24 protein-coding genes are annotated in these 24,107 nt (G+C 59.7%); all 24 read left to right on the plus strand.

The window, feature by feature from the left end; translation table 11 throughout:
* Positions 1-745 precede the first annotated feature (745 nt).
* Entirely contained in the window at positions 746-1,051 is a 306-nt protein-coding gene (locus GIR22_RS13070) for an STAS domain-containing protein (protein ID WP_154743728.1), read from the plus strand.
* Positions 1,048-2,766, plus strand: a complete 1,719-nt coding sequence (locus tag GIR22_RS13075) for an ATP-binding SpoIIE family protein phosphatase (RefSeq protein ID WP_154743729.1) — start codon at positions 1,048-1,050, stop codon at positions 2,764-2,766. Before GIR22_RS13070 ends, GIR22_RS13075 begins: the two co-directional genes overlap by 4 nt.
* Before the next feature lie 30 nt (positions 2,767-2,796).
* Positions 2,797-3,144 (plus strand): Hpt domain-containing protein, encoded by a 348-nt coding sequence (locus tag GIR22_RS13080; protein ID WP_178122233.1) that lies wholly within the window; start codon positions 2,797-2,799, stop codon positions 3,142-3,144.
* A gap of 99 nt (positions 3,145-3,243) precedes the next feature.
* On the plus strand, positions 3,244-4,575 hold the full coding sequence (locus GIR22_RS13085; protein WP_154743730.1) for a flagellar hook-length control protein FliK: 1,332 nt from the start codon (positions 3,244-3,246) through the stop codon (positions 4,573-4,575).
* Between the two features lie 246 nt (positions 4,576-4,821).
* Positions 4,822-5,322, plus strand: coding sequence for a flagellar basal body-associated protein FliL (gene fliL, locus GIR22_RS13090; RefSeq protein WP_154743731.1), 501 nt, complete (start codon positions 4,822-4,824; stop codon positions 5,320-5,322).
* A 9-nt stretch (positions 5,323-5,331) separates the two neighbouring features.
* Positions 5,332-6,300, plus strand: a complete 969-nt coding sequence (gene fliM / locus GIR22_RS13095) for a flagellar motor switch protein FliM (RefSeq protein WP_154743732.1) — start codon at positions 5,332-5,334, stop codon at positions 6,298-6,300.
* Positions 6,301-6,342: 42 nt separating this feature from the next.
* Complete coding sequence (fliN, locus tag GIR22_RS13100) at positions 6,343-6,810, plus strand: flagellar motor switch protein FliN (RefSeq protein ID WP_064453453.1); 468 nt, start codon at positions 6,343-6,345, stop codon at positions 6,808-6,810.
* Between the two features lies 1 nt (position 6,811).
* Positions 6,812-7,264 carry a flagellar biosynthetic protein FliO gene (fliO, locus tag GIR22_RS13105; RefSeq protein WP_154743733.1) on the plus strand — a complete coding sequence of 151 codons (453 nt, stop codon included), beginning with the start codon at positions 6,812-6,814 and terminating at the stop codon, positions 7,262-7,264.
* The gene (gene fliP / locus GIR22_RS13110; RefSeq protein ID WP_154743734.1) at positions 7,264-8,007 is read left to right on the plus strand and encodes a flagellar type III secretion system pore protein FliP; all 744 of its coding nucleotides are present in this window, start codon (positions 7,264-7,266) and stop codon (positions 8,005-8,007) included. The genes fliO and fliP overlap by 1 nt, the downstream gene beginning before the upstream one ends.
* Positions 8,008-8,010: 3 nt before the next feature.
* On the plus strand, positions 8,011-8,280 hold the full coding sequence (fliQ, locus tag GIR22_RS13115) for a flagellar biosynthesis protein FliQ (protein WP_003214552.1): 270 nt from the start codon (positions 8,011-8,013) through the stop codon (positions 8,278-8,280).
* Between the two features lies 1 nt (position 8,281).
* The gene (fliR, locus tag GIR22_RS13120; protein ID WP_154743735.1) at positions 8,282-9,067 is read left to right on the plus strand and encodes a flagellar biosynthetic protein FliR; all 786 of its coding nucleotides are present in this window, start codon (positions 8,282-8,284) and stop codon (positions 9,065-9,067) included.
* A gap of 3 nt (positions 9,068-9,070) precedes the next feature.
* Positions 9,071-10,207: a flagellar biosynthesis protein FlhB gene (flhB, locus tag GIR22_RS13125; protein WP_154743736.1), complete on the plus strand. Its 1,137-nt coding sequence runs from the start codon at positions 9,071-9,073 to the stop codon at positions 10,205-10,207.
* A 312-nt stretch (positions 10,208-10,519) separates the two neighbouring features.
* Positions 10,520-11,308, plus strand: coding sequence for a hypothetical protein (locus GIR22_RS13130; RefSeq protein WP_154743737.1), 789 nt, complete (start codon positions 10,520-10,522; stop codon positions 11,306-11,308).
* A gap of 256 nt (positions 11,309-11,564) precedes the next feature.
* Entirely contained in the window at positions 11,565-13,679 is a 2,115-nt protein-coding gene (gene flhA, locus GIR22_RS13135; protein ID WP_154743810.1) for a flagellar biosynthesis protein FlhA, read from the plus strand.
* A gap of 11 nt (positions 13,680-13,690) precedes the next feature.
* Complete coding sequence (gene flhF / locus GIR22_RS13140; protein ID WP_154743738.1) at positions 13,691-15,007, plus strand: flagellar biosynthesis GTPase FlhF; 1,317 nt, start codon at positions 13,691-13,693, stop codon at positions 15,005-15,007.
* A 120-nt stretch (positions 15,008-15,127) separates the two neighbouring features.
* Positions 15,128-15,961, plus strand: coding sequence for a flagellar synthesis regulator FleN (fleN, locus tag GIR22_RS13145; protein WP_154743739.1), 834 nt, complete (start codon positions 15,128-15,130; stop codon positions 15,959-15,961).
* Positions 15,958-16,698: an RNA polymerase sigma factor FliA gene (fliA, locus tag GIR22_RS13150; RefSeq protein WP_154743740.1), complete on the plus strand. Its 741-nt coding sequence runs from the start codon at positions 15,958-15,960 to the stop codon at positions 16,696-16,698. Before fleN ends, fliA begins: the two co-directional genes overlap by 4 nt.
* Positions 16,699-16,867: 169 nt before the next feature.
* Positions 16,868-17,242, plus strand: a complete 375-nt coding sequence (locus tag GIR22_RS13155) for a chemotaxis response regulator CheY (RefSeq protein WP_169353513.1) — start codon at positions 16,868-16,870, stop codon at positions 17,240-17,242.
* Between the two features lie 18 nt (positions 17,243-17,260).
* Positions 17,261-18,049 carry a protein phosphatase CheZ gene (locus tag GIR22_RS13160; RefSeq protein WP_154743742.1) on the plus strand — a complete coding sequence of 263 codons (789 nt, stop codon included), beginning with the start codon at positions 17,261-17,263 and terminating at the stop codon, positions 18,047-18,049.
* Positions 18,050-18,061: 12 nt separating this feature from the next.
* Positions 18,062-20,239, plus strand: a complete 2,178-nt coding sequence (locus GIR22_RS13165) for a chemotaxis protein CheA (protein WP_154743743.1) — start codon at positions 18,062-18,064, stop codon at positions 20,237-20,239.
* A 50-nt stretch (positions 20,240-20,289) separates the two neighbouring features.
* A complete protein-coding gene (locus GIR22_RS13170; protein ID WP_154743744.1) occupies positions 20,290-21,414 on the plus strand; it encodes a protein-glutamate methylesterase/protein-glutamine glutaminase in 1,125 nt (374 codons plus the stop codon).
* Positions 21,414-22,154 carry a flagellar motor protein gene (locus GIR22_RS13175; RefSeq protein ID WP_154743745.1) on the plus strand — a complete coding sequence of 247 codons (741 nt, stop codon included), beginning with the start codon at positions 21,414-21,416 and terminating at the stop codon, positions 22,152-22,154. The genes GIR22_RS13170 and GIR22_RS13175 overlap by 1 nt, the downstream gene beginning before the upstream one ends.
* 151 nt (positions 22,155-22,305) lie before the next feature.
* The gene (motD, locus tag GIR22_RS13180; RefSeq protein WP_178122235.1) at positions 22,306-23,193 is read left to right on the plus strand and encodes a flagellar motor protein MotD; all 888 of its coding nucleotides are present in this window, start codon (positions 22,306-22,308) and stop codon (positions 23,191-23,193) included.
* Between the two features lie 50 nt (positions 23,194-23,243).
* On the plus strand, positions 23,244-24,032 hold the full coding sequence (locus GIR22_RS13185) for a ParA family protein (RefSeq protein ID WP_154743746.1): 789 nt from the start codon (positions 23,244-23,246) through the stop codon (positions 24,030-24,032).
* Positions 24,033-24,107: the final 75 nt, after the last annotated feature.

Consider the following 24,107-nt stretch of genomic DNA (forward strand, 5'->3'; position numbering starts at 1 on the left):
ATCACCGATCACTTGTAGCCGCTGGCGCAGCCTGCGATCGGCTGTGCAGCAGTCGCCTGGATTTTGAAATCGCCGAAGGTCCTGCGGCCCTTATCGCAGCCTCGTGCCTCGACAGCGGCTACAGGGACCATCGATCACCGATCACTTGTAGCCGCTGGAGCAGCCTGCGATCGGCTGCGCAGCAGTCGTTTGGGTTTTGAGATTGCCGAAGGTCCTGCGGCCCTTATCGCAGCCTCGTGCCTCGACAGCGGCAAGGACCGTCGATCACTGATCACCTGTAGCCGCTGGCGCAGCCTGCGATCGGCTGCGCAGCAGTCGCCTGGATTTTGAAATCGCCGAAGGTCCTTCGGCCCTTATCGCAGCCTCGTGCCTCGACAGCGGCTACAAGGACCGATCACCGATCACTTGTAGCCGCTGGCGCAGCCTGCGATCGGCTGCGCAGCAGTCGTTTGGGTCTTGAGATTGCTGAAGGTCCTGCGGCCCTTATCGCAGCCTCGTGCCTCGACAGCGGCTACAGGGACCATCGATCACCGATCACTTGTAGCCGCTGGCGCAGCCTGCGATCGGCTGCGCAGCAGTCGCCTGGATTTTGAAATCGCCGAAGGTCCTTCGGCCCTTATCGCAGCCTCGTGCCTCGACAGCGGCTACAGGTAAACCTGCTCACACATTTGGTTTGGTATGTTGCCCATCTCCCCATCAACTGCTAAACCTTGTTTCATATTATCAATGGCCGGGAAGCAGTCGTATGTCAGTTGAGTCAGAAGTATCCCAGGATGGGAAAAAGTTGACGATCGCAATCAAGGGGCGATTTGATTTCACCAGCCACCAACACTTTCGTGATGCCTACGAGCGCTTCTACAAAGTGCCCGAAACCTACGTGGTGGACTTGAAAGAGGCCACCTATATGGACAGTTCGGCCTTGGGCATGCTCCTGCTCCTGCGTGACCATGCCGGTGGTGACGATGCAGAGATACAGGTGGTCAACGGCAACTCTGATGTGCGCAAGATCCTCGCTATTTCCAACTTCGACAAACTGTTCGATATCAATTGAGCACCCTGGCGCCGGTACTGGAAGCCCTCACCGTGCTGATTGCCGAAGACAGTGCGGCCGACCGACTGTTGCTGTCGACTATCGTTCGCCGCCAGGGTCATGGTGTGCTGACCGCCAGCAACGGTGAAGAAGCGGTGCAGGTGTTCGCCCGTGAGCGCCCGCAGTTGGTGTTGATGGACGCACTGATGCCGGTGATGGACGGTTTTGAGGCCGCCCGACAAATCAAACAATTGGCGGGTGAGGCGTTGGTGCCGATCATCTTTCTCACGTCCTTGCGCGAGAGTGAAGCCCTGGCCCAGTGCCTGGATGCGGGTGGCGACGATTTTCTGCCTAAACCCTATAACGAGGTGATCCTCGCAGCAAAGATCAACGCCATGGACCGCCTGCGCCGTTTGCAGGCCACGGTTCTGCATCAGCGGGACCTGATCGCCCGACACCATGACTACCTGCTCCAGGAGCAACGCGTCGCCAAGGCCGTGGTCGACAAGGTGGCCCATTCCGGCTGCTTGAACGCCGCGCCCAATATCCGTTATCTGCAATCGCCTTTGGCCCTGTTCAACGGTGATTTGCTGTTGGCAGCGTATACGCCGTCGGGGGATATGCACGTCCTGCTGGGCGACTTCACCGGGCATGGCTTACCGGCAGCAGTGGGGGCGATGCCCCTGGCGGAAGTATTCTATGGCATGACGGGCAAGGGCTATGGCCTGGCGCAGATCCTGCGGGAGATGAACGCCCGGCTCAAGCGCATCCTGGCGGTAGACATGTTTTGTTGTGCCACGTTGTTGTGCCTCAGCACTGAGCGGCGAGTGGTGGAGGTGTGGAACGGCGGCATGCCGGATGGTTATGTGCACGAGATTGCTACTGGGCAGCGCACGTCGTTGGTGTCGCGGCACTTGCCCCTTGGCGTGCTGGCGACCGAGGCCTTCGAGGATCGCACGGAAGTCTGGCCCATGGCCCTGGGCGACCGGATCTTCCTGCTGTCTGATGGCGTTCTGGAAACCGCTGATGTCAATGAGCAGTTGTTTGGTGCCGAGCGCCTGCAACAGGTATTCGCCGCCAATCGTGATCCTGATCACCTGTTCGAGGAGATTGAACAGGCATTGGCGGGCTTTCACGGCCAGGTGCGGGATGACATCAGCATGGTGGAAATCAGCCTGTCGCCCGATCAACCCTTGCGTTCGCCGGCCCTGGCCTATTCCGACAGCGGCCAGCCGAGCCCGCTGGATTGGTCGGTGAGTTTTGAGTTTCGCGCCGAAACCCTCAAGCGCTACAACCCGTTGCCGTATTTGCTGCAACTGTTACTGGAAATCCATGGCCTGCGCGGGCAGAGCGGGACACTGTATAGCGTGATGGCCGAGGTGTATTCCAATGCCCTGGAATATGGGGTGTTGGGCCTGGACTCCAACCTCAAGTGCGATGCCCAGGGGTTTGCCGATTATTACCGTCTGCGCAATGAGCGTTTGGCGCAATTGAGCAGCGGTTATGTGCGTGTGCATATTCAAGTGCTACCTGCTCATCTGGGCGGTCGCCTGACGTTGCGGGTCGAGGACAGCGGGGCGGGATTCGACGTGGAAAAGGTCCTGGCTCGACCGCTGGAGGTCGACCGCCTGTCCGGTCGTGGCCTGAACCTGGTCCGTGAACTCAGTAGCGATGTGCGCTGGTCGGACGGAGGGCGTAGTGTCTGCGTGGAGTTTTGCTGGGAGGCTCTGGCATAATTCGCCGATTCTTGATCAAGGAGCGAGCAAGTGGCTGAAATTCATCTGGACCCGGCAGTGTTGACGGACCTGCAGGACGTCATGGAGAGCGAGTATCCGAAACTGCTCGACACGTTTCTGGACGACTCGCAAAAGCGCGTCGATGCGTTGTGCAAGGCGCGGGACGATGCCAAGGCGCTGGGCAGGATTGCCCACAGTTTCAAAGGCAGCAGTGGTAACTTGGGGGCTGCGCGGCTGGCGGAACTTTGCCAGCAGTTGGAAGACTGCTCGGCGCAGCGATCCGATGGCGACCTTGGAGAACTGGTGGATAAGATCGACCACGAGTTTGCCCTGGTAAAACCGCTGTATGAGCAGGAACGGCAACGCTTTCCGCTTTGATTGCAGGCTGGGTCAGCACGGGTTGAGTCATCTGGCCCGACTCTTGCTCTGGCTCTTCTTACTGCGCCCTCGACCCCTGTGCAGTGGAGACCTTTACTCATGCCTCTTGTCCCGAATTCGCTCCTTCAGGCTGCCTCCGTGGCCAAGCCTCAAGCGCCTGCTGCCAATTCTCTGGCCCCGGCCGCGGACCCGTGGAGCAGGGCCCCGGCTTTCGCTCAGGTGCTTGCCAAGCAGGCGTCCGCACCTGTGGCGAGGTCTACCGATGTCGGCGTCAAAACGGGCCGTGACAAGTCCGTCGACATCGGCTCCAAGCCTGCGACCAATAACGATAAGCCTGCCACCCAAGCCCCTGCGATTGCCGATAGCGGCAAGACTTTGCCTGCCAATCCAGCAGGCAAGTCCGATACGTCGGTCAGTAATGAGAATGATGCCGCCTCGGAGCCTGCGGTGGTGCAGCAGCCTTCAGTCGACCCGGCGCTGATGGCGGCGGTGGTGCCGGTTGAAACCCCGGTGCCGGCAGTCACGGATGAGAGCGTCCAGCCCGCCGTCGCGGCCGCACTGGTGGTGTCGACCGCTGAAGCCGACCCGGCATTCGATCCCGAGGCCGACCCACTGGATGCATTACCGGCCGTACGCCTGGCGATGGAGCAGGGCGGACACGTCTCCGCCAGTAGTCAGGCAGCGCAAAAAAATACCCAGGCCCAGGCTGAGCCGACCGCTGCACAGAGCTTTGCCAACGGCCTGGCGGCCATGGTCGATCAGCAAACTGCCAAAGACAGCACCGATCAAGGTGGCGACAAGGCTTTCAGTGGCTTGATCGAAGAGGGCCTCAAAGACTTGATGAGCGCCGACAGCGACACCCGTGTCGACGACTTTGCCAATCGCCTGGCCGCACTGACCCAGGCCGCCACGCCGAAAACCGTCAACGCCTTGCCACCGGTGGCCAATGCGCCGTTGGCCATGCACCAGAGCGGTTGGACCGAAGAGGTAGTGAACCGGGTGATGTACCTGTCCAGCGCCAACCTGAAATCAGCGCAGATTCAGCTGCAGCCAGCGGAATTGGGTCGCCTGGATATTCGCGTGAATATCACTGCCGACCAACAGGCCCAGGTCAACTTCATCAGTGGCCATGCTGTGGTGCGCGAAGCCCTGGAAAGCCAGTCGGGCCGCCTGCGGGAAATGTTCGTCCAGCAGGGCATGGGGCAGGTGGACGTCAATGTCTCTGACCAGTCCCGCGGATGGCAGGGGCAAGGACAGGAGCAACAGCAACAACAGGAGCAACAGCAACAACAGAGCCAGGCTCGTGGTGTCAGTGGCAATGGCGGGCGTGGCGATGGCATTGACGCTGGCATCGCTGGCGACGTGCCTGAAGCCGCGGCTTCGATCGTCAGCACCGTCATCGGCTCCAGCGCCGTGGACTACTACGCCTGATTTTCTCCCTCAATTACGCCTGACTTCCCTTGTAGAGACCGTCTTGCCCGTCACCGGGCAAGAGCCAATTTCGGGTTATACATTTGGCCCGACTTGAGAGCGCCGAATGATGTGCAGCATTTTACGCATCCCCGCGCAGCCGATCGCAGGCTGCGCCAGCGGCTACACGTCTTGCAACTCTGGCATAACACTTGCTCTGGCCTTGCCGTGGATCTGTGAAAACCCGAATAGTGACGGATTATTGGCATGGCAAAGAGCGACGAAGCAGCGCAAGAACCCGCAGGCAAGGGCAAGCTCAAGCTTGTCCTGTTGATTGTCCTGGCTTTACTCCTGGCGATCGGCGTGTCCGTGGGGGCTACCTGGTACTTCATGCACAGCGCCCAGAGCGAACCGTCCCCGGCGCTTGAGACCACCAGCAACGCCAGGCAACCGGCGATCTACGAATCGATGCTTCCGGCCTTTGTCACCAACTTCAATCAGAACGGCCGTCAGCGCTACCTGCAGGTGAGCATTACCCTGCTGGCGCGTAACCAGGCGGACCTGGATGCCCTCAAGGTGCACATGCCGGTACTGCGTAACAATCTGGTGATGCTGTTCTCCGCCCAAAGTTTCGACACCCTGGCCACCCCGGTGGGCCAGGAAATGCTGCGCCAGAAAGCCACTGCCAGTGTGCAGGAAGTGGCCCTGAAGGAAGTCGGCAAAGTTGTGGTCGAGCAGTTGCTCTTCACTAATTTCGTATTGCAGTAGGATCACGACATGGCCGTGCAGGACCTGCTGTCCCAGGATGAAATCGATGCGCTGCTGCATGGCGTCGATGATGGTCTGGTACAGACCGAAATGGCTGCCGAACCCGGCAGCGTCAAAAGCTACGACCTGACCAGCCAGGATCGCATCGTCCGTGGGCGCATGCCGACCCTGGAAATGATCAACGAGCGTTTTGCCCGGTATACCCGCATCAGCATGTTCAACATGCTGCGCCGTTCGGCGGACGTGGCGGTAGGCGGCGTACAGGTAATGAAGTTCGGTGAATACGTGCACTCGCTGTACGTGCCCACCAGCCTCAACCTGGTGAAGATCAAGCCGTTGCGCGGCACTGCGTTGTTCATCCTCGACGCCAAACTGGTGTTCAAGCTGGTGGACAACTTTTTTGGCGGCGACGGCCGCCACGCCAAGATCGAAGGACGTGAATTCACCCCCACCGAACTGCGCGTGGTGCGCATGGTGCTGGAGCAGGCTTTCATTGATTTGAAAGAAGCCTGGCAGGCGATCATGGAAGTCAATTTCGAGTACATCAACTCGGAAGTGAACCCGGCCATGGCCAACATCGTTGGCCCCAGCGAGGCCATTGTGGTCTCCACGTTCCACATCGAACTCGATGGCGGCGGCGGCGATCTTCACATCACCATGCCGTACTCGATGATCGAACCGGTGCGGGAAATGCTCGATGCGGGCTTCCAGTCCGACCTGGACGACCAGGACGAGCGCTGGGTCAAGGCCCTGCGCGAAGACCTGTTGGACGTTGACGTGCCGCTGAGCGCCACCGTGGCCCGACGCCAGTTGCGCCTGCGGGACATTCTGCACATGCAACCGGGAGACGTGATTCCCGTCGAGCTACCGGACGAGTTGATCATGCGCGCCAATGGCGTGCCGTCGTTCAAGGTCAAGTTGGGCTCCCACAAGGGCAACCTGGCGTTGCAAGTGATCGAACCGATCAACCGTCGCTGATCCACCCTAACTCATGAATCAATGCTTCGCCGAGGACATGTAATGGCTACCGAACACGAGAACACTTCCGCCGAAGACCAGGCCCTGGCTGATGAGTGGGCGGCGGCCCTGGAAGAAACCGGCGATGTTGGCCAGGACGATATCGACGCGCTGCTGGCTGCCGATGCGGCCAGCGCGCCGGCCGGCAACCGGCTGCCCATGGAAGAGTTTGGCAGTGTGCCGAAGAATAACGACCCGGTAACCCTGGACGGTCCGAACCTGGATGTGATTCTCGACATCCCGGTGTCGATTTCCATGGAAGTGGGCAGCACCGAAATCAATATCCGCAACCTGCTGCAACTCAACCAGGGCTCGGTGATCGAACTCGACCGCCTGGCCGGTGAGCCGCTGGATGTGCTGGTCAACGGCACGCTGATCGCTCACGGCGAAGTGGTGGTGGTCAATGAGAAGTTCGGGATTCGCCTGACCGACGTGATCAGTCCCAGCGAACGCATCAAGAAGTTGCGCTGATATGCAGTATTTCTCTGCAGGTTGGGCGGTGGCAGGGCTTTCAGTCGCGCTGCCATTGAGCGCCCTGGCAGCCGAACCCGTGGCCCAGGCCGTGGCGGCAGCGCCGCTCGGCAGTGGTATCGGTGGGCAATTGACTCAGTTGGTGCTGGGCCTGTTGCTGGTGGTCGGGTTGATCTTCGTTCTCGCCTGGCTGATGCGCCGCGTGCAGCGCATTGGCCCGGGCAATGCCCAAGTCATCGAACTGATCGGCTCACGGGCCCTTGGCCCGCGTGATCGCCTGGTGCTGGTGCAGGTGGGCGAGGAGCAGGTTCTGCTGGGTATCACCCCTGGCCGTATCACCCCGCTGCATGTGCTCAAGCAACCGGTGGACGTGGCCCCGACCCAGGCGGCCACGCCGGAGTTCGCCCAGCGCCTGCTGGAACTGATGGGTAAGGACCAGAAGGATAAGAAGTAATGCGCGTTCTATTGACGCTCATGTTGTTGCTGGCTGCGCCGATGGCGTGGGCGGCGGACCCGTTGTCGATCCCGGCGATCACCTTGGGCACCAACGCGGCGGGCGCCCAGGAGTATTCGGTCAGCCTGCAGATCCTGCTGATCATGACCGCGCTGAGCTTTATCCCGGCGTTTGTCATGCTGATGACCAGCTTCACCCGGATCATCATCGTCTTCTCGATCCTGCGCCAGGCCCTGGGCCTGCAGCAGACGCCGTCGAACCAGATCCTCACTGGCATGGCGTTGTTCCTGACCCTGTTCATCATGGCGCCAGTGTTCGACAAGGTGAACCAGCAAGCCCTGCAACCCTACCTGGCGGAAAAGCTCTCGGCCCAGGACGCGGTGGACAAGGCCCAGGGGCCGATCAAGGACTTCATGCTGTCGCAGACCCGCTCCAGCGACCTCGAGCTGTTTATGCGCCTGTCCAAGCGCACCGACATCGCCACCCCCGACCAGGCACCGTTGACGATCCTGGTGCCGGCGTTCGTGACCTCGGAGCTCAAGACCGCGTTCCAGATCGGCTTCATGATCTTCATCCCGTTCCTGATCATCGACCTGGTGGTTGCCAGTGTGCTGATGGCGATGGGCATGATGATGCTGTCACCGCTGATCATTTCCCTGCCGTTCAAGATCATGTTGTTTGTGTTGGTGGATGGTTGGGCGCTGATTATCGGCACGTTGGCGGGCAGTTTTGGAGGCGTATAGCGCATGACCCCGGAAGTTGCAGTCGACCTGTTCCGTGAAGCCCTGTGGCTGACCACCATGATGGTCGCCGTGTTGGTGGTGCCCAGTCTATTGGTGGGCTTGCTGGTGGCAATGTTCCAGGCCGCGACCCAGATCAATGAACAGACCTTGAGCTTTCTGCCGCGTCTGTTGGTGATGCTGATCACCCTGATCGTCGCGGGACCCTGGCTGGTACAAACCTTCATGGAATACATCCTGCAGTTGTACGGCAGTATTCCGCAGTTGATCGGCTGACATGGATTCCCTGCTGGCGTTGACTGACACTCAGATCAGCACCTGGGTGGCCTCGTTCATCCTGCCGCTGTTCCGGGTGACGGCAGTGCTGATGACCATGCCGGTGTTCGGTACCACTCTGGTGCCGCGGCGTATCCGCCTGTATTTCGCCGTAGCGATCACGGTGGTGATCGTCCCGGGGTTACCGCCGATGCCGCCGGTCAATGCCCTGGACCTCAGCGCGTTGCTGTTGATTGCCGAGCAGATCCTCATCGGCACGCTGCTGGGCTTCTCCCTGACGCTGTTCTTCCAGGCCTTTGTGATTGCCGGGCAAATCATCTCGATCCAGATGGGCATGGGGTTCGCGTCCATGATCGACCCCACCAACGGCGTGTCGGTGGCGGTGATCGGCCAGTTCCTGACCATGCTGGTGACCTTGCTGTTCCTGGCCATGAACGGCCATTTGGTGGTGTTCGAGGTCATGACCGAAAGCTTCACCACCTTGCCGGTGGGGTCGGGGTTGGCGGTCAACCATTTCTGGGAACTGGCGGGGCGCCTCAGTTGGGTATTGGGCGCGTCGCTGTTGCTGGTATTGCCGGCCATCACCGCACTGCTGGTGGTCAACATCGCATTTGGCGTGATGACCCGCGCGGCGCCGCAGTTGAATATCTTCTCTATCGGCTTCCCGTTGACCCTGGTGCTGGGCATGGGGATTTTCTGGGTCGGCCTGGCTGACATTCTCAATCAGTATCAACCGCTGGCCAGCGAGGCCTTGCAGTTTTTACGTGACTTGGCACGGGCGCGCTGAGCCATGGCAGAGAGCGAGAGTGGCCAGGACAAAACAGAAGACCCCACGGAAAAACGCAAAAAGGATTCCCGGGAAAAGGGCGAGATTGCTCGCTCCAAGGAGCTCAACACCCTGGCGGTGATGCTGGCCGGCGCTGGTGGGTTGCTGGTCTATGGCGGTGCTTTGGCCGTAGACCTGATGGACCTGATGAAGCTCAATTTTTCCCTGCCCAGGGAGGTGTTGCTCGATACACGCTCCATGGGGCTCTACCTGCTGCACTCCGGGAAAATCGCCATCCTGGCGGCGCAACCGGTGTTGATCACCTTGTTGCTGGCGGCGATCATCGGGCCGATTTCTCTCGGTGGCTGGTTGTTCGCGGCCGGCAGCCTGGCTCCCAAATTCAGCCGAATGAATCCGGGCGCCGGGCTCAAACGGATGTTTTCGGCCAAGGCGCTGGCGGAGTTGCTCAAGGCCCTGGCCAAGTTCTTTCTCATCCTGTTCGTGGCGTTGACGGTGTTGTCGTCCGACATCGACGATTTGCTGCGCATTGCCCATGAACCGCTGGACCTGGCGATCATTCACAGCGTTCAGGTGGTGGGCTGGAGTGCGTTGTGGATGGCCTGCGGGCTAATCCTGATTGCCGCCGTGGATGTGCCGATCCAGTTGTGGGAAAGCCACAAGAAACTGCTGATGACCAAGCAGGAAGTACGCGACGAACACAAGGACCAGGAAGGCCGTCCGGAAGTGAAGCAGCGGATTCGTCAGCTACAGCGGGAAATGTCCCAGCGCAAGATGATGGCAGCCGTGCCCGATGCTGACGTGATCATCACCAACCCGACCCACTACGCCGTGGCCCTCAAATACGATTCGGAGAAAGGCGGGGCGCCGATGTTGCTGGCCAAGGGCAGCGATTTCATGGCGCTGAAGATCCGCGAAATAGGCGTGGCCAACGACGTGCTGCTACTGGAATCGCCGGAGTTGGCCCGTTCGATCTTCTACTCCACCGAACTGGAGCACGAGATTCCCGCCGGGCTGTACCTGGCCGTGGCCCAGGTATTGGCCTACGTCTACCAGATCCGCCTGTACCGCGCCGGTAAGGGCAAGCGCCCGGATCCGCTGAAGGATCTGCCGATTCCGCCGGATTTGCGTCGCGACGCGTGATCCCTGGTGGGTTATGTGGGCAGATTAGTCATGTATGACTCTTGCTCAGTATTTTGAATGATGTTTCCTCTGGTGTTTAATACTAAACTAGTAGAGGTATAAGTTTGTCCTGCTGTTTTACGTAACGTTTGAGTTGAAGTTCCGGTATGTAAGTGGTGCGGCAGTTATTCTGCTTTTACTCTTGGATGCAATGTCTTGATGCTTTTGCGCAGGGAACGTGCGGTGCTTTGGTTCCACTAACCAATTGCAAGTCAACGCGGCATGTTCACTGTTCAGGATGTGCCAAAAACATAGTCATTCAGGAATTGATCAATGAAGTGGAATATTGCTCCGTATATGCCTGCACCCATTAGCACTTTTGAACACCGGCATAGTGAGAAGCCGGAAACCAAAGGCCGGCCAGGGAGTTTTCCCGGCGTTCAACACAACACACAAAATGTGCAGGGCGATAGCGATGTTTGGCGCAGCCCGCTCCAATTGATTGACCGGAACCGACCAGGGCTCGGAATGCGATATCAACCTTCGAGTCTTTCCCCGTCGACACACAGCTTGCCGATCCAGCCGCCTTTCCTGGCCTTTTTGAATCAGATCACCCCGGACGAGCTTGGGACGTTCCAGAAGCTGCAGGGGCGCAGGCCTGAAACGGTGGATGAGCAGAACGTTGCGAATAAATTCGACAGGCTTGCCCGTGGTGGAGTCGAAGACGTTCGCCCGGTCAGGGTGGATTACACGCCAAAGGCTGCGAATAAAGCAAGTAGCATGGGCAAACTTCTGGCGACAGCCATGGAGACGATTACTTCTCGAGATCAGCAAATTTTTGAAATGCTCGACGGGCGGCGGCCAAAGACCAAGGAAGAGTTAAGTGCGGTCGAGAAGTTTGAAATTATCGAAAAGGAGTTACAGAAAACGTTAACCAAACACCCAAGTGAATACACCCATCAAACAATACCAATTGAAACGACTGACCTTGAGCAAATATTACTGCATGAAGGATTTCCTACGCGCCGTGAAAGTGATGTTATCTGCAAGTTGTATGAAGGAGGGACTTTGACGTTGGAGGAGCAGATAATTGCTTTGAAAATAAACCTTCTTGGTTATTGATGTTGACTGCCAGGCTCACTGGTGTGCCCTCCTGTTAGAAACTGCGGATGGCTAGGGGCTGGAGGTCAAGGAAGGTCAAAAAATCCACAAGCGGATAACGCCTGTCCGATCCAGGGTGTCTGCCTCCAACAAAAACTATCCACCGATATCCCTCAGGCAAAAGTTGGAAGGCTTCTTGCAATAGCGCCTGCAAGTCGCCTTCAGGCGTCAAAAGTTTGCTTCAAGGAAACGAGGAATACCGGTGGATCGTTCTCAAATGCTCAGCACTGCCCGTGGCACGGTGGCCGACCTTTCGCGAGGGAATCTGGGTGTGCCGTTGTTGCTGCTGGTCATGCTGGCAATGATGATGTTGCCGATGCCGCCGTTCCTGCTGGACGTGTTTTTCACCTTCAATATCGCCCTGTCCATCGTCGTGCTGCTGGTCTGTGTGTACGCCCTGCGGCCGTTGGATTTTGCCGTGTTTCCCACCATTTTGCTGGTCGCCACGTTGCTCCGGCTGGCGCTCAACGTCGCTTCCACCCGGGTGGTGATGCTCCACGGCCAGGATGGCCATGCCGCGGCAGGCAAGGTGATCCAGGCGTTCGGCGAGGTGGTGATCGGCGGTAACTACGTGGTCGGTATCGTGGTGTTCGCGATCCTGATGATCATCAACTTCGTGGTGGTGACCAAGGGCGCCGGGCGGATTTCCGAGGTGAGCGCGCGTTTCACCCTCGACGCCATGCCCGGCAAGCAGATGGCTATCGACGCCGACCTCAATGCCGGCCTGATTGATCAAAACCAAGCCAAATCCCGCCGCCTGGAAGTGGCCCAGGAAGCCGAGTTCTATGGCTCCATGGACGGTGCCAGCAAGTTTGTGCGCGGGGATGCCATCGCCGGCCTGCTGATTCTGTTTATCAACCTGATCGGCGGCATGGCGGTCGGTATCTTCCAGCACGGCATGACCTTCGGCGATGCTGGCAAGGTGTACGCCTTGCTGACCATCGGTGACGGTTTGGTGGCGCAATTGCCATCGCTGCTGTTGTCCACCGCCGCGGCGATCATGGTGACTCGTGCTTCGGGCTCTGAAGACATGGGCAAGCAGATCAATCGCCAGATGTTTTCCTCGCCCAAGGCCCTGGCCGTGGCGGCCGGCATCATGGCGATCATGGGCATTGTGCCGGGCATGCCGCACGTGTCTTTCCTGAGCATGGCCGCCTTGGCGGCGGGCGGTGCTTATCTGTTCTGGAAAAAGCAGAACACCGTCAAGGTTCAAGCGTTGCAAGAGGTCGCGCGCCAGCAAGAGTTGCTGCCGTCGCCGGCCCGCGCCCAGGAAACCAAAGAGCTTGGCTGGGATGACGTTACCCCCATCGACATGATCGGCCTGGAGGTCGGCTACCGCCTGATTCCGCTGGTGGATCGCAACCAGGGCGGCCAGTTACTGGCGCGGATCAAAGGCGTGCGCAAGAAGCTGTCCCAGGACCTGGGCTTTCTGATGCCCACCGTGCACATTCGCGACAATCTCGACCTGGCCCCCAGCGCCTACCGCCTGACCTTGATGGGGGTAACGCTGGCTGAAGCCGAGATCTATCCCGACCGCGAATTGGCGATCAATCCGGGCCAGGTGTTCGGCACCCTCAACGGCATTACCGCCAAAGACCCGGCCTTTGGCCTGGAAGCGGTTTGGATCGAAGTCAGCCAGCGCAGCCAGGCACAGTCCCTGGGCTATACCGTGGTGGATGCCAGTACGGTGGTCGCCACTCACCTCAACCAGATTCTCTACAAGCACTCCCATGAGTTGATTGGCCACGAAGAAGTCCAGCAACTCATGCAATTGTTGGCCAAGGCCTCGCCGAAGCTGGCCGAAGAGCTGGTGCCGGGGGTGCTGTCGCTGTCGCAGTTGCTCAAGGTGCTGCAAGCGCTGCTGGCCGAGCAGGTGCCCGTCAGGGATATTCGCAGCATTGCCGAGGCCATCGCCAACAATGCCGCCAAGAGTCAAGATACTGCCGCCCTGGTGGCTGCGGTGCGCGTTGGATTATCCCGCGCCATCGTTCAAAGCATTGTAGGGCTTGACTCTGAGCTGCCTGTGATCACCCTGGAGCCCAGGTTGGAACAAATATTGCTCAATAGTATTCAAAAGGCCGGGCTTGGCCAGGAAGAAGGCGTTTTGCTGGAGCCAAGCATGGCTGAAAAGCTGCAGCGTTCGTTGATCGAGGCCGCGCAGCGCCAGGAAATGCAGGGCCAACCGGTGATTTTGCTGGTGGCGGGCCCGGTCCGGGCGATGTTGTCGCGGTTTGGACGCCTGGCAGTACCGAATTTGCATGTTTTGGCTTACCAGGAAATTCCTGACAATAAGCAAGTGACTATCGTCGCGACAGTAGGGCCCAACGGCTGAGGTAGTGGGTTATGCAAGTGAAGCGTTTTTTCGCCGCCGATATGCGTCAGGCCATGAAGCTGGTGCGTGATGAGCTGGGCGCCGACGCCGCGATTATCGGAAACCGCCGCATTGCCGGCGGCGTCGAGCTGACGGCTGCCCTGGACTACACACCTTCGGCGCTGGCGCCGCGGGTACCGAACATGGAGCTGGAAGACGAGCTGCGCAAGACCGCCTCGCGCATTGTCTCGGCCCAGGCCGAATTGAGCATGCGTGGCGACAGCGACGCCAATACCAATCGCCAACTGTTTGCCGGCCTGCCCCTGACCGCCTCCGAGCCGCTGGTAGAGCCGACCTTCGTCGAGCCGCCGCGTCCAGCAGCGCTAGCTCCTGCTCCAGCTGTCGATCAGCGGGTGTTCGACTCAATGCGTTTTGAACTCAATGGCCTGCGTGAGCTGCTGGAAGTACAGTTGGGCTCCCTGGCGTGGAACCAGTTGCAGGGCAGTCGTCCGCAACAGGCAAACCTGTGGCGTCGCCTGCAACGCATCGGCCTGTCCGGTCCGCTGTCTCGCGACCTGCTGGCGCTGACCAGTGAAATTGAAGAACCTCGCCAGGCCTGGCGCATGCTTTTGGCCCATCTGGCGCGGATGATCGCTACTCCCGAAATCGAACCCCTGGAAGAAGGTGGTGTGATTGCCATGGTCGGCCCCGCCGGCATGGGCAAGACCACCACCCTGGCCAAGCTGGCTGCCCGTTATGTGCTCAAGTACGGCGCACAGAACATCGCTTTGGTGAGCATGGACAGCTATCGCATCGGCGCCCAGGAACAGCTCAAGACGTTGGGCCGCATCCTCAATGTACCGGTAACTCACGTCGACCCGGGCCAGTCCCTGGCCAACGCCCTCGACCCGCTGCTGCGAAAACGCGTAGTGTTGATCGACACTGCGGGGCTGCAAGCCAGCGATCCAGCCTTGCGCATGCAGTTGGAAAGCCTGGCCGGGCGAGGGATCAAGTCCAGGAATTACCTGGTGCTGGCCACGACCAGCCAGAAGCAGGTGCTGACTGCCGCCTATCACAGCTACAAGCGGTGTGGGCTGGCGGGCTGTATTCTGACTAAACTGGACGAGACGGCGAGCTTGGGCGAGGTGTTGAGCCTGGCCATCAGTCATGAGTTACCGGTTGCCTACCTGACCGACGGGCCGCGGATCCCGGATGATTTGCATCTGCCGCGCCGTCATCAATTGGTCAGCCGGGCCGTCAGTGTGCAAATGCAGGAAGAACCCAGTGAAGAAGCGATGGCTGACATGTTCGCTGATCTTTACCACAGTCCCGCCAAGCGGGTCGGCTGAGGTCAATGTGAACATGCAACATCAACGACAGTGCAATGTACCTACATCGATGGCCTGCAAGCAGTTACCGCGGCCAACTTATGTAGCCTGCGTCTAAGCAAGACAAGGTAAAGAAAGAACATGGGCAGCATGCATCCCGTACAGGTGATCGCGGTGACCGGCGGCAAAGGTGGCGTCGGGAAAACTAACGTGTCAGTGAATTTGTCCCTGGCCCTGGCAGAGCTTGGCCGTCGCGTCATGCTGCTGGATGCCGACCTGGGCCTGGCGAATGTCGACGTTCTGCTGGGGCTGACGCCCAAACATACGCTGGCCGATGTCATCGAAGGCCGCTGTGAGCTGCGCGACGTACTGTTGCAGGGCCCCGGTGGAATCCGCATCGTGCCGGCTGCCTCGGGTACCCAGAGCATGGTGCATCTGAGCCCGGCGCAGCATGCCGGGCTGATCCAGGCCTTCAGCGATATTGGCGACAACCTCGACGTACTGGTGATCGATACCGCCGCGGGGATTGGCGAGTCGGTGGTCAGCTTCGTTCGCGCAGCCCAGGAAGTGCTGCTGGTGGTATGCGACGAGCCTACCTCAATCACCGACGCCTATGCGTTGATCAAACTGCTGAACCGTGACTATGGAATGAACCGCTTCCGGGTGCTGGCCAACATGGCCCAAAGCCCGCAAGAAGGGCGAAACCTGTTCGCCAAGTTGACCAAGGTCACGGATCGCTTCCTCGATGTCGCCTTGCAATACGTCGGCGCAGTTCCCTATGACGAGTGTGTGCGCAAGGCTGTGCAAAAGCAGCGTGCAGTCTATGAGGCGTTCCCTCGTTCCAAGTGCGCACTGGCGTTCAAGGCCATTGCCCAGAAGGTCGACTCCTGGCCGTTGCCTGCCAATCCCCGGGGGCATATGGAGTTTTTCGTCGAGCGATTGGTGCATCAGACGAGTGCAGGACCGGTGCTATGACAGCCAGCGGCTACAACCTTTACAAAACGTCGGCACGTGACAGCCAGGGTGAGTTGATCGAGCGCTATGCGCCTCTGGTCAAGCGCATTGCCTATCACTTGCTGGCACGCCTGCCAGCCAGTGTCCAGGTCGAAGACCTGATCCAGGCCGGGATGATCGGTTTGCTCGAAGTGTCGACCAAGTACGACGCGAGCAAAGGCGCGAGTTTCGAGACGTATGCGGGTATCCGCATCCGTGGTGCGATGCTCGATGAAGTGCGTAAAGGTGATTGGGCGCCGCGTTCGGTCCACCGCAATACACGGATGGTGAGTGATGCCATTCGGTCAATTGAAGCAAAAACCGGTCGTGACGCTAAAGATCACGAAGTTGCGGCCGAACTCCAATTGAGTCTCGACGATTACTACGGGATTTTGAACGATACCTTGGGCAGTCGCCTGTTCAGTTTCGACGACCTCTTGCAGGACGGCGAACATGAAGGGCTGCACGAGGACGGCGCGAGTGCTCATCCCGAACCGTCGCGCGATCTGGAAGATGAACGTTTCCAGGGTGCACTGGCGGACGCAATCGCCAATTTGCCGGAGCGTGAGCGACTGGTGCTGGCGCTGTACTACGACGAAGAGCTGAACCTCAAGGAAATCGGTGAGGTCCTGGGGGTCAGCGAATCGCGTGTCAGCCAACTGCACAGCCAGTGCGCGGCCCGCTTGCGGGGGCGTTTGGGAGAGTGGCGAGCGCGCTGACAGGCAGTGTGGGGACACTGCGAACGACACCGTCCATGGTTTGCCCCGGACGGGTTCACCCCGTGGTGCGCCCCTGGTAGTCCTTATGTGTAACGCCTGAATGATTGAAATGGCGCGCCCAGGTGCTGGACGCGTTTAAGACTGCTTGGAGGTCGAATTGGACAAGAACATGAAAATCCTCATCGTTGATGACTTCTCAACGATGCGGCGGATCATAAAAAACCTGTTGCGTGACCTTGGGTTCACCAACACGGTCGAGGCGGATGACGGCACCACGGCGATTCCGATCCTCAACAGCGGGAGCATCGACTTTCTGGTAACCGACTGGAACATGCCGGGCATGACCGGTATCGATCTGCTGCGCCATGTGCGCGCGGATGAAAAACTGCGCAGCCTTCCTGTGCTGATGGTGACCGCCGAAGCCAAGCGTGAACAGATCATCGAAGCCGCCCAGGCCGGGGTCAACGGCTATGTGGTCAAGCCATTCACTGCATTGGCCTTGAAAGAGAAGATCGAGAAAATCTTCGAACGCATCGGTCATTGATGTCGCCACGGGGGAGCTATGGAGCATAACGAATCATCACAGGCCGACTTCGAGTCGACCCTGAAAAAGCATGCTCACCAGTTGGTCGACAGCCTTGAAAAAGGCCAGTTCGGCGACGCGGTGCAGTTGATCCATGAGCTCAACCAGACCCGTGATCGCGGCCTGTACCGGGAGGTCGGCAAGCTGACGCGCGAGTTGCACAGCGCGATCGTGAATTTCCAGATTGACCCGCACATGCCCCAGGCTGAGGAGGTCTCGCAGATCACCGATGCTACCGAGCGCTTGTCCTATGTGGTCAAGCTGACCGAGGCGGCAGCCAATCGCACTATGGACCTGGTGGAGAACGCCACGCCGCTGGTCAATGGCATGACCAGCGAAGCCAAGGCCCTGGGCATCGACTGGGGGCGCTTCATGCGTCGGGAAGTGGGCGCTGAAGAGTTTCGCGAACTGGCCCGCCGGATCGAAGGCTTCCTGGCTCGCAGCGAGCAGGACAGTCGCACGGTGTCGAGCAACCTCAACGACATCCTGCTGGCCCAGGATTACCAGGACCTTACCGGCCAAGTGATCAAGCGCGTGACCCAACTGGTCACCGAAGTGGAAAGCAACCTGCTCAAACTGGTGCTGATGGCCAGCCAGGTCGACCGTTTTGCCGGCATCGAACATGACCGCGAAGCGATCCTCTCGGAAAAAAATCCACAAAAACACCTCGCCAAGGGTGAAGGTCCGCAGATTCATGCCGATAAACGTGAAGACGTTGTATCCGGTCAGGACGACGTAGACGATTTGCTGTCCAGTTTAGGCTTCTAGGGAGCACGCAATATGAGCTTCGGCGCCGATGAAGAAATCCTTCAGGATTTCCTTGTAGAGGCCGGCGAAATTTTAGAGCAACTGTCCGAACAACTGATCGAGCTGGAAAGCCGACCGGATGATGCGAACCTGCTCAATGCAATTTTTCGCGGTTTTCACACTGTAAAAGGGGGCGCCGGCTTCCTCCAACTCCATGAACTGGTGGAGTGCTGCCACATCGCCGAGAACGTGTTCGACATCCTGCGCAAGGGTGAGCGGCACGTCGACTCGGAATTGATGGACGTAATTCTCGAAGCGTTGGACTCGGTCAATGGCATGTTCAATGAAGTGCGCGAGCGTGCACCGGTCACGGCAGCCACTCCACAACTGTTGGCGGCCCTGGCGCGACTGGCTGAACCGGCGGCCAATGTGCCTGTCGCTGCGCCTGTTGCCGAGCCTGCCGGAGATGTCACCGACAGCGAATTCGAACAACTGCTGGATTCGCTGAATGCCATCAAGGCCCAGGCCGAGGTGCCAGTGGCCGTCACTGCGACCACCAGTGAAGACATCACCGACGCCGAGTTCGAATCCTTGCTCGACCAGTTGCACGGCAAGGGCCAGTTTGCCCCGGATGCCGTGGCCGCTGCACCAGTGCCTGCCGCGCCGGTAGAGCCTGCCAGCAATGAAATCACCGATGACGAATTTGAAGCACTGCTGGATCAGTTGCATGGCAAAGGCTCGTTTGCCGTTGATGCTCTGCCAGAAGTCGCTGCGGTTGCTGCGCCAGTTGCTTTAGTTGCCAGCGCCGCACCGGCCGGCGATGGACTTATTTCTGATCACGAATTTGAAGCCTTGCTCGATGAGCTGCACGGCAAGGGTAAGTTCACCGACGTCGCGCCTGCCGCGCTGCCAGCCACCTCGGCTGTTGTCACCAAGGCTCCGGTGGCTGCCGCCAAGGCCGCTGCGCCAGTGGCCGCCAAGCCCGTGCCGGCTCCCGCCCGGGCGCCTGCCTCGGCGCCGGACAAGCAACCGGTCAGCGAAGCCGAGACCACCGTGCGGGTCGATACCGCACGCCTGGACGACATCATGAACATGGTCGGCGAATTGGTGCTGGTGCGTAACCGTCTGGTACGCCTGGGGCTCAACAGCGGCGATGAAGCCATGCAAAAGGCTGTGTCGAACCTCGACGTGGTTACCGCCGACCTGCAAACCGCGGTGATGAAGACCCGAATGCAGCCGATCAAGAAAGTCTTCGGCCGCTTCCCGCGCCTGGTTCGTGACCTGGCACGCCAGTTGAAAAAAGAGATCAACCTGGAGCTGGTGGGTGAAGAAACCGATCTCGACAAAAACCTCGTCGAGGCCCTGGCCGACCCGCTGGTCCACTTGGTGCGCAACGCCGTCGATCACGGTGTCGAAACCCCCGAAGAACGTGAAGCGGCGGGCAAGCCCCGTGGCGGTAAAGTGATTCTGGCGGCGGAACAGGAAGGCGATCATATCCTGCTGTCCATCACCGATGACGGCAAAGGCATGGACCCGAATATCCTGCGAGCCATCGCGGTCAAGCGTGGGGTGATGGACAAGGATGCCGCTGATCGCCTGAGCGATACCGAGTGCTACAACCTGATCTTCGCGCCGGGTTTCTCCACCAAGACCGAGATTTCCGATGTGTCCGGCCGTGGCGTGGGCATGGACGTGGTGAAGACCAAGATCAGCCAGCTCAACGGTTCGATCAATATCTACTCGACCAAGGGCCAGGGCTCGAAGATCGTCATCAAGGTGCCGTTGACCCTGGCGATCATGCCGACCCTGATGGTGATGCTGGGCAATCAGGCGTTCGCTTTCCCGCTGGTCAACGTCAATGAGATCTTCCACCTCGACCTGTCGCGCACCAACGTGGTGGACGGCCAGGAAGTGGTGATCGTGCGCGACAAGGCACTGCCACTGTTTTATCTCAAACGCTGGCTGGTGGCGTCGGCCAAGCATGAAGAGCAGCGCGAAGGCCACGTGGTGATCCTTTCCGTGGGCACCCAGCGCATCGGCTTTGTGGTCGATCAACTGGTGGGCCAGGAAGAAGTAGTCATCAAGCCTTTGGGCAAAATGCTGCAGGGGACCCCGGGCATGTCGGGTGCGACCATCACCGGTGACGGGCGGATCGCGCTGATTCTCGATGTCCCGAGCATGCTCAAGCATTACGCCGCGCGGCGTATTTGATTCTGGTGGGGTTTGGGCGGTCATTGCCCGACCCACTTAACGGAGTGTTTATGGTAGTCAAGGTCCTGGTAGTGGACGATTCGGGTTTCTTCCGCCGCCGCGTCTCGGAAATTCTTTCAGCCGATTCCAATATCCAGGTGGTCGGTACGGCCACCAATGGCAAAGAGGCGATTGATCAGGCCCTGGCCCTCAAGCCGGACGTGATCACCATGGACTACGAGATGCCGATGATGGACGGCATCACGGCGGTGCGGCATATCATGCAGCGCTGCCCGACCCCGGTGTTGATGTTTTCCTCGCTGACCCACGAAGGCGCCCGGGTAACCCTGGATGCGCTGGACGCCGGCGCGGTGGACTTCCTGCCGAAGAACTTCGAAGACATCTCGCGTAACCCGGAAAAGGTCAAGCAACTGCTTTGCGAAAAGGTGCACAGCATCTCTGGCAGCAACCGCAGTAGCTTCAGGGCGTCTGCGCCGGCTCCGGTGGTCGCGCCGGCTGTGGTGCCGAGCACGTTCGGGCGTCCGGCGCCTGTACCGGTTGCGCGTCCTGCGGTAGCGCCGGCCCGTGCGCCCGCACCTGTACCCGGCCCTCATTCGTCCGCGCCCAAGCGAAAAGCCTACAAGCTGGTCGCTATCGGCACCTCCACCGGTGGCCCGGTAGCCCTGCAACGTGTACTGACTCAACTGCCAGCCAACTTCCCGGCCCCCATCGTGTTGATCCAACATATGCCCGCGGCGTTCACCAAGGCATTCGCCGAGCGCCTGGACAAGCTGTGCCGCATCAGCGTCAAGGAAGCCGAGGATGGCGATATCCTGCGCCCAGGCCTGGCGCTGCTGGCTCCCGGCGGCAAGCAAATGATGATTGATAGCCGTGGCGCAGTGAAAATCCTGCCGGGTGATGAGCGCCTGAACTACAAGCCGTGCGTGGATATCACTTTCGGTTCTGCCGCCAGATCCTATGGAGACAAAGTCCTGGCGGTGGTGCTCACCGGCATGGGTGCCGATGGTCGTGAAGGCGCACGCCTGCTCAAGCAGGGTGGCAGTGCGATCTGGGCCCAGGATGAAGCCAGTTGTGTGATCTATGGCATGCCCATGGCTATCGTCAAGGCCGGCCTGGCTGATGCGGTCTACACCCTGGACGACATCGGCAAACACCTGGTGGAGGCCTGCCACTGATGGATGTGTTGAGCCTGATTGGCATCATCATGGCGTTCGTCGCCATTATCGGTGGCAACTACCTCGAAGGCGGGCACCTCGGCGCCCTGGCCAACGGCCCGGCGGCGCTGATCGTGATCGGCGGTACTGTGGGCGCGGCGTTGTTGCAATCGCCCATGAGCTCGTTCAAGCGCGCCATGCAAATCCTGGTATGGATCCTTTTTCCACCCCGTGTCGACTTGGCCGGCGGCATCGATCGCGTGGTCAACTGGAGCCTGACGGCCCGCAAGGAAGGCCTGCTGGGCCTGGAAGGCGTAGCCGACGCCGAACCAGACAGCTACGCCCGCAAAGGCCTGCAATTGCTGGTAGACGGTGCCGAACCGGAAGCCATCCGCAGCATTCTGGAGGTGGACTTCTATACCCAGGAAAGCCGCGATATCAACGCTGCCAAATTCTTTGAGAGCATGGGCGGTTACGCGCCGACCATCGGTATTATCGGCGCGGTCATGGGCCTGATCCACGTGATGGGCAACCTGGCCGATCCGTCGCAATTGGGCAGTGGCATTGCCGTGGCGTTCGTCGCCACCATCTACGGCGTGGCCAGTGCCAACCTGGTGCTGTTGCCGATAGCCAGCAAGCTCAAGTCCATCGCCATGCGCCAGTCCCGTTATCGCGAGATGTTGCTTGAAGGCATCTTGTCGATTGCCGAGGGCGAGAACCCGCGGTCCATCGAATTGAAGCTCCAGGGCTTCATGGATTGATGGGAATGAGCATTTGCCTCTCTGTAGGAGCGAGCTTGCTCGCGAAGGTCGTGAACGATAACGCGGGTTTACCGGTTAAACGCGGCGTTCTCGGGTTTTTCGCGAGTAAGCTCACTCCTGCAGGTGATTCCTTTTTTGGAGGTGATCGCCTGTGAGCCGTCGCCGCCGCGAGCCTGAAGAACACGTCAACCATGAGCGCTGGCTGGTGTCCTACGCCGACTTCATCACGCTGCTGTTCGCGTTTTTCGTGGTGATGTACTCCATCTCATCGATCAACGAAGGCAAATACAAGGTTATTTCCGAAGCGTTGGTGGGGGTGTTCAGCGACTCGGACCGTGCGCTCAAGCCGATTCCCATCGGTGACGAGCGACCCAGGACCGTGACCCCGGCCAAGCCTCTGGTCAAGGACAGCGATGAAACCGACGCTGGCATCAGTGGTGCCAGCGACCCGCTGAAAAGCATTGCCGACGACATCAGCGCAGCGTTTGGCGACCTCATCAGCTCCAACCAGATGACCGTGCGCGGCAACGAGTTGTGGGTCGAGATCGAACTCAACTCCAGCCTCTTGTTCGCCAGTGCCGATGCCATGCCCAGCGACCAGGCCTTCACCATCATCGACAAGGTGGCGGCGATCTTGAAACCCTTCGACAACCCGATCCACGTCGAGGGCTTTACCGATAACCTGCCCATCCGCACGGCGCAGTACCCCACCAACTGGGAGCTGTCGTCGGCACGTTCGGCAAGCATTGTCCGCATGCTGGCGATGCAAGGCGTAAACCCCGGGCGTCTGGCGTCGGTGGGTTATGGCGAGTTCCAGCCGGTGGCCAATAACGCCACCGTGGAAGGGCGTGCGCGCAACCGGCGAGTGGTGTTGGTGGTGTCGCGCAACCTCGATGTGCGCCGCAGCCTGACCGGCACCGGTACTGCCAATGCGCGACCGGATGCCGCATTGAAACGGGCTGGCACACAAACTGCACCGCCCCCCGTAAAGCCGCTGGTACGTGAGAGCGCCGTCAATTCTCCGTCACCGGTTCTATAACCCGTCCTATTTCTCGGTCGAGCCAACGCCAGCCGGGAGGAACAATCCGAATGAGAGTCTGGGCAGTTGCCAATCAAAAGGGTGGAGTCGGCAAGACCACCACTTCCATCGCCTTAGCCGGCTTGCTGGCCGAGGCGGGCAAGCGTGTGGTCGTGGTTGACCTCGACCCCCACGGCTCCATGACCAGCTATTTCGGCTACGACCCGGATGCGCTGGAGCACAGCGGCTACGACCTGTTTCTGCACAAGGGCAGCGTGCCCGACGGCTTGCCCGGGCAACTGCTGCTGCCCACCAGCAACGAGGCGATTTCCCTGTTGCCTTCCAGTACCGCCCTGGCCACCCTTGAGCGCCAGTCGCCGGGGCAGAACGGCCTGGGCCTGGTGATTGCCAAGAGCCTGGCGCAACTGTGGAAAGAGTTCGACTACGCGATCATCGACAGCCCGCCGCTACTGGGTGTGCTGATGGTCAACGCCTTGGCGGCCAGCCAGCAATTGGTGATTCCGGTGCAGACCGAACACCTGGCGGTCAAAGGCCTGGAGCGGATGATCAGTACCCTGGCGATGATCAACCGTTCGCGCAAACAGACGCTGGCGTTCAGCATTGTCCCCACTTTGTTCGACCGCCGCACCCAGGCGTCCCTCGGCACCTTGCGCGTGTTGCGCGATGCCTATCCTGAGACCATCTGGCAAGGCTACATTCCGGTGGACACGCGTCTGCGGGATGCCAGCCGAGCGGGGTTGGCGCCGTCGCAGTTCGACGGTAAAAGCCGTGCCGTGCTGGCGTATCGGGCGTTGCTCAAGCACCTGTTGTCCCAGCAGCTTGTGGCGCAGGTGGCATGATGATGACTGTGCATTCAAGTCTGCGGGCCCCCAGGCCGATAACCTTTGCATACACGGTGACCGGGGCCTGCGCGT

The organism is Pseudomonas karstica (assembly GCF_009707515.1).
In the GTDB taxonomy this organism is placed as follows: Bacteria; Pseudomonadota; Gammaproteobacteria; order Pseudomonadales; family Pseudomonadaceae; genus Aquipseudomonas; species Aquipseudomonas karstica.

Coding starts and splice junctions, on each gene's coding strand:
- GIR22_RS13070 (WP_154743728.1), top strand. CDS start 746: ATGTCAGTTGAGTCAGAAGTATCCCAGGATGGGAAAAAGTTGACGATC.
- GIR22_RS13085 (WP_154743730.1), top strand. CDS start 3,244: ATGCCTCTTGTCCCGAATTCGCTCCTTCAGGCTGCCTCCGTGGCCAAG.
- fliL (WP_154743731.1), top strand. CDS start 4,822: ATGGCAAAGAGCGACGAAGCAGCGCAAGAACCCGCAGGCAAGGGCAAG.
- fliM (WP_154743732.1), top strand. CDS start 5,332: ATGGCCGTGCAGGACCTGCTGTCCCAGGATGAAATCGATGCGCTGCTG.
- fliN (WP_064453453.1), top strand. CDS start 6,343: ATGGCTACCGAACACGAGAACACTTCCGCCGAAGACCAGGCCCTGGCT.
- fliO (WP_154743733.1), top strand. CDS start 6,812: ATGCAGTATTTCTCTGCAGGTTGGGCGGTGGCAGGGCTTTCAGTCGCG.
- fliP (WP_154743734.1), top strand. CDS start 7,264: ATGCGCGTTCTATTGACGCTCATGTTGTTGCTGGCTGCGCCGATGGCG.
- fliQ (WP_003214552.1), top strand. CDS start 8,011: ATGACCCCGGAAGTTGCAGTCGACCTGTTCCGTGAAGCCCTGTGGCTG.
- fliR (WP_154743735.1), top strand. CDS start 8,282: ATGGATTCCCTGCTGGCGTTGACTGACACTCAGATCAGCACCTGGGTG.
- flhB (WP_154743736.1), top strand. CDS start 9,071: ATGGCAGAGAGCGAGAGTGGCCAGGACAAAACAGAAGACCCCACGGAA.
- GIR22_RS13130 (WP_154743737.1), top strand. CDS start 10,520: ATGAAGTGGAATATTGCTCCGTATATGCCTGCACCCATTAGCACTTTT.
- flhA (WP_154743810.1), top strand. CDS start 11,565: ATGCTCAGCACTGCCCGTGGCACGGTGGCCGACCTTTCGCGAGGGAAT.
- flhF (WP_154743738.1), top strand. CDS start 13,691: ATGCAAGTGAAGCGTTTTTTCGCCGCCGATATGCGTCAGGCCATGAAG.
- fleN (WP_154743739.1), top strand. CDS start 15,128: ATGGGCAGCATGCATCCCGTACAGGTGATCGCGGTGACCGGCGGCAAA.
- fliA (WP_154743740.1), top strand. CDS start 15,958: ATGACAGCCAGCGGCTACAACCTTTACAAAACGTCGGCACGTGACAGC.
- GIR22_RS13155 (WP_169353513.1), top strand. CDS start 16,868: ATGAAAATCCTCATCGTTGATGACTTCTCAACGATGCGGCGGATCATA.
- GIR22_RS13160 (WP_154743742.1), top strand. CDS start 17,261: ATGGAGCATAACGAATCATCACAGGCCGACTTCGAGTCGACCCTGAAA.
- GIR22_RS13165 (WP_154743743.1), top strand. CDS start 18,062: ATGAGCTTCGGCGCCGATGAAGAAATCCTTCAGGATTTCCTTGTAGAG.
- GIR22_RS13170 (WP_154743744.1), top strand. CDS start 20,290: ATGGTAGTCAAGGTCCTGGTAGTGGACGATTCGGGTTTCTTCCGCCGC.
- GIR22_RS13175 (WP_154743745.1), top strand. CDS start 21,414: ATGGATGTGTTGAGCCTGATTGGCATCATCATGGCGTTCGTCGCCATT.
- GIR22_RS13185 (WP_154743746.1), top strand. CDS start 23,244: ATGAGAGTCTGGGCAGTTGCCAATCAAAAGGGTGGAGTCGGCAAGACC.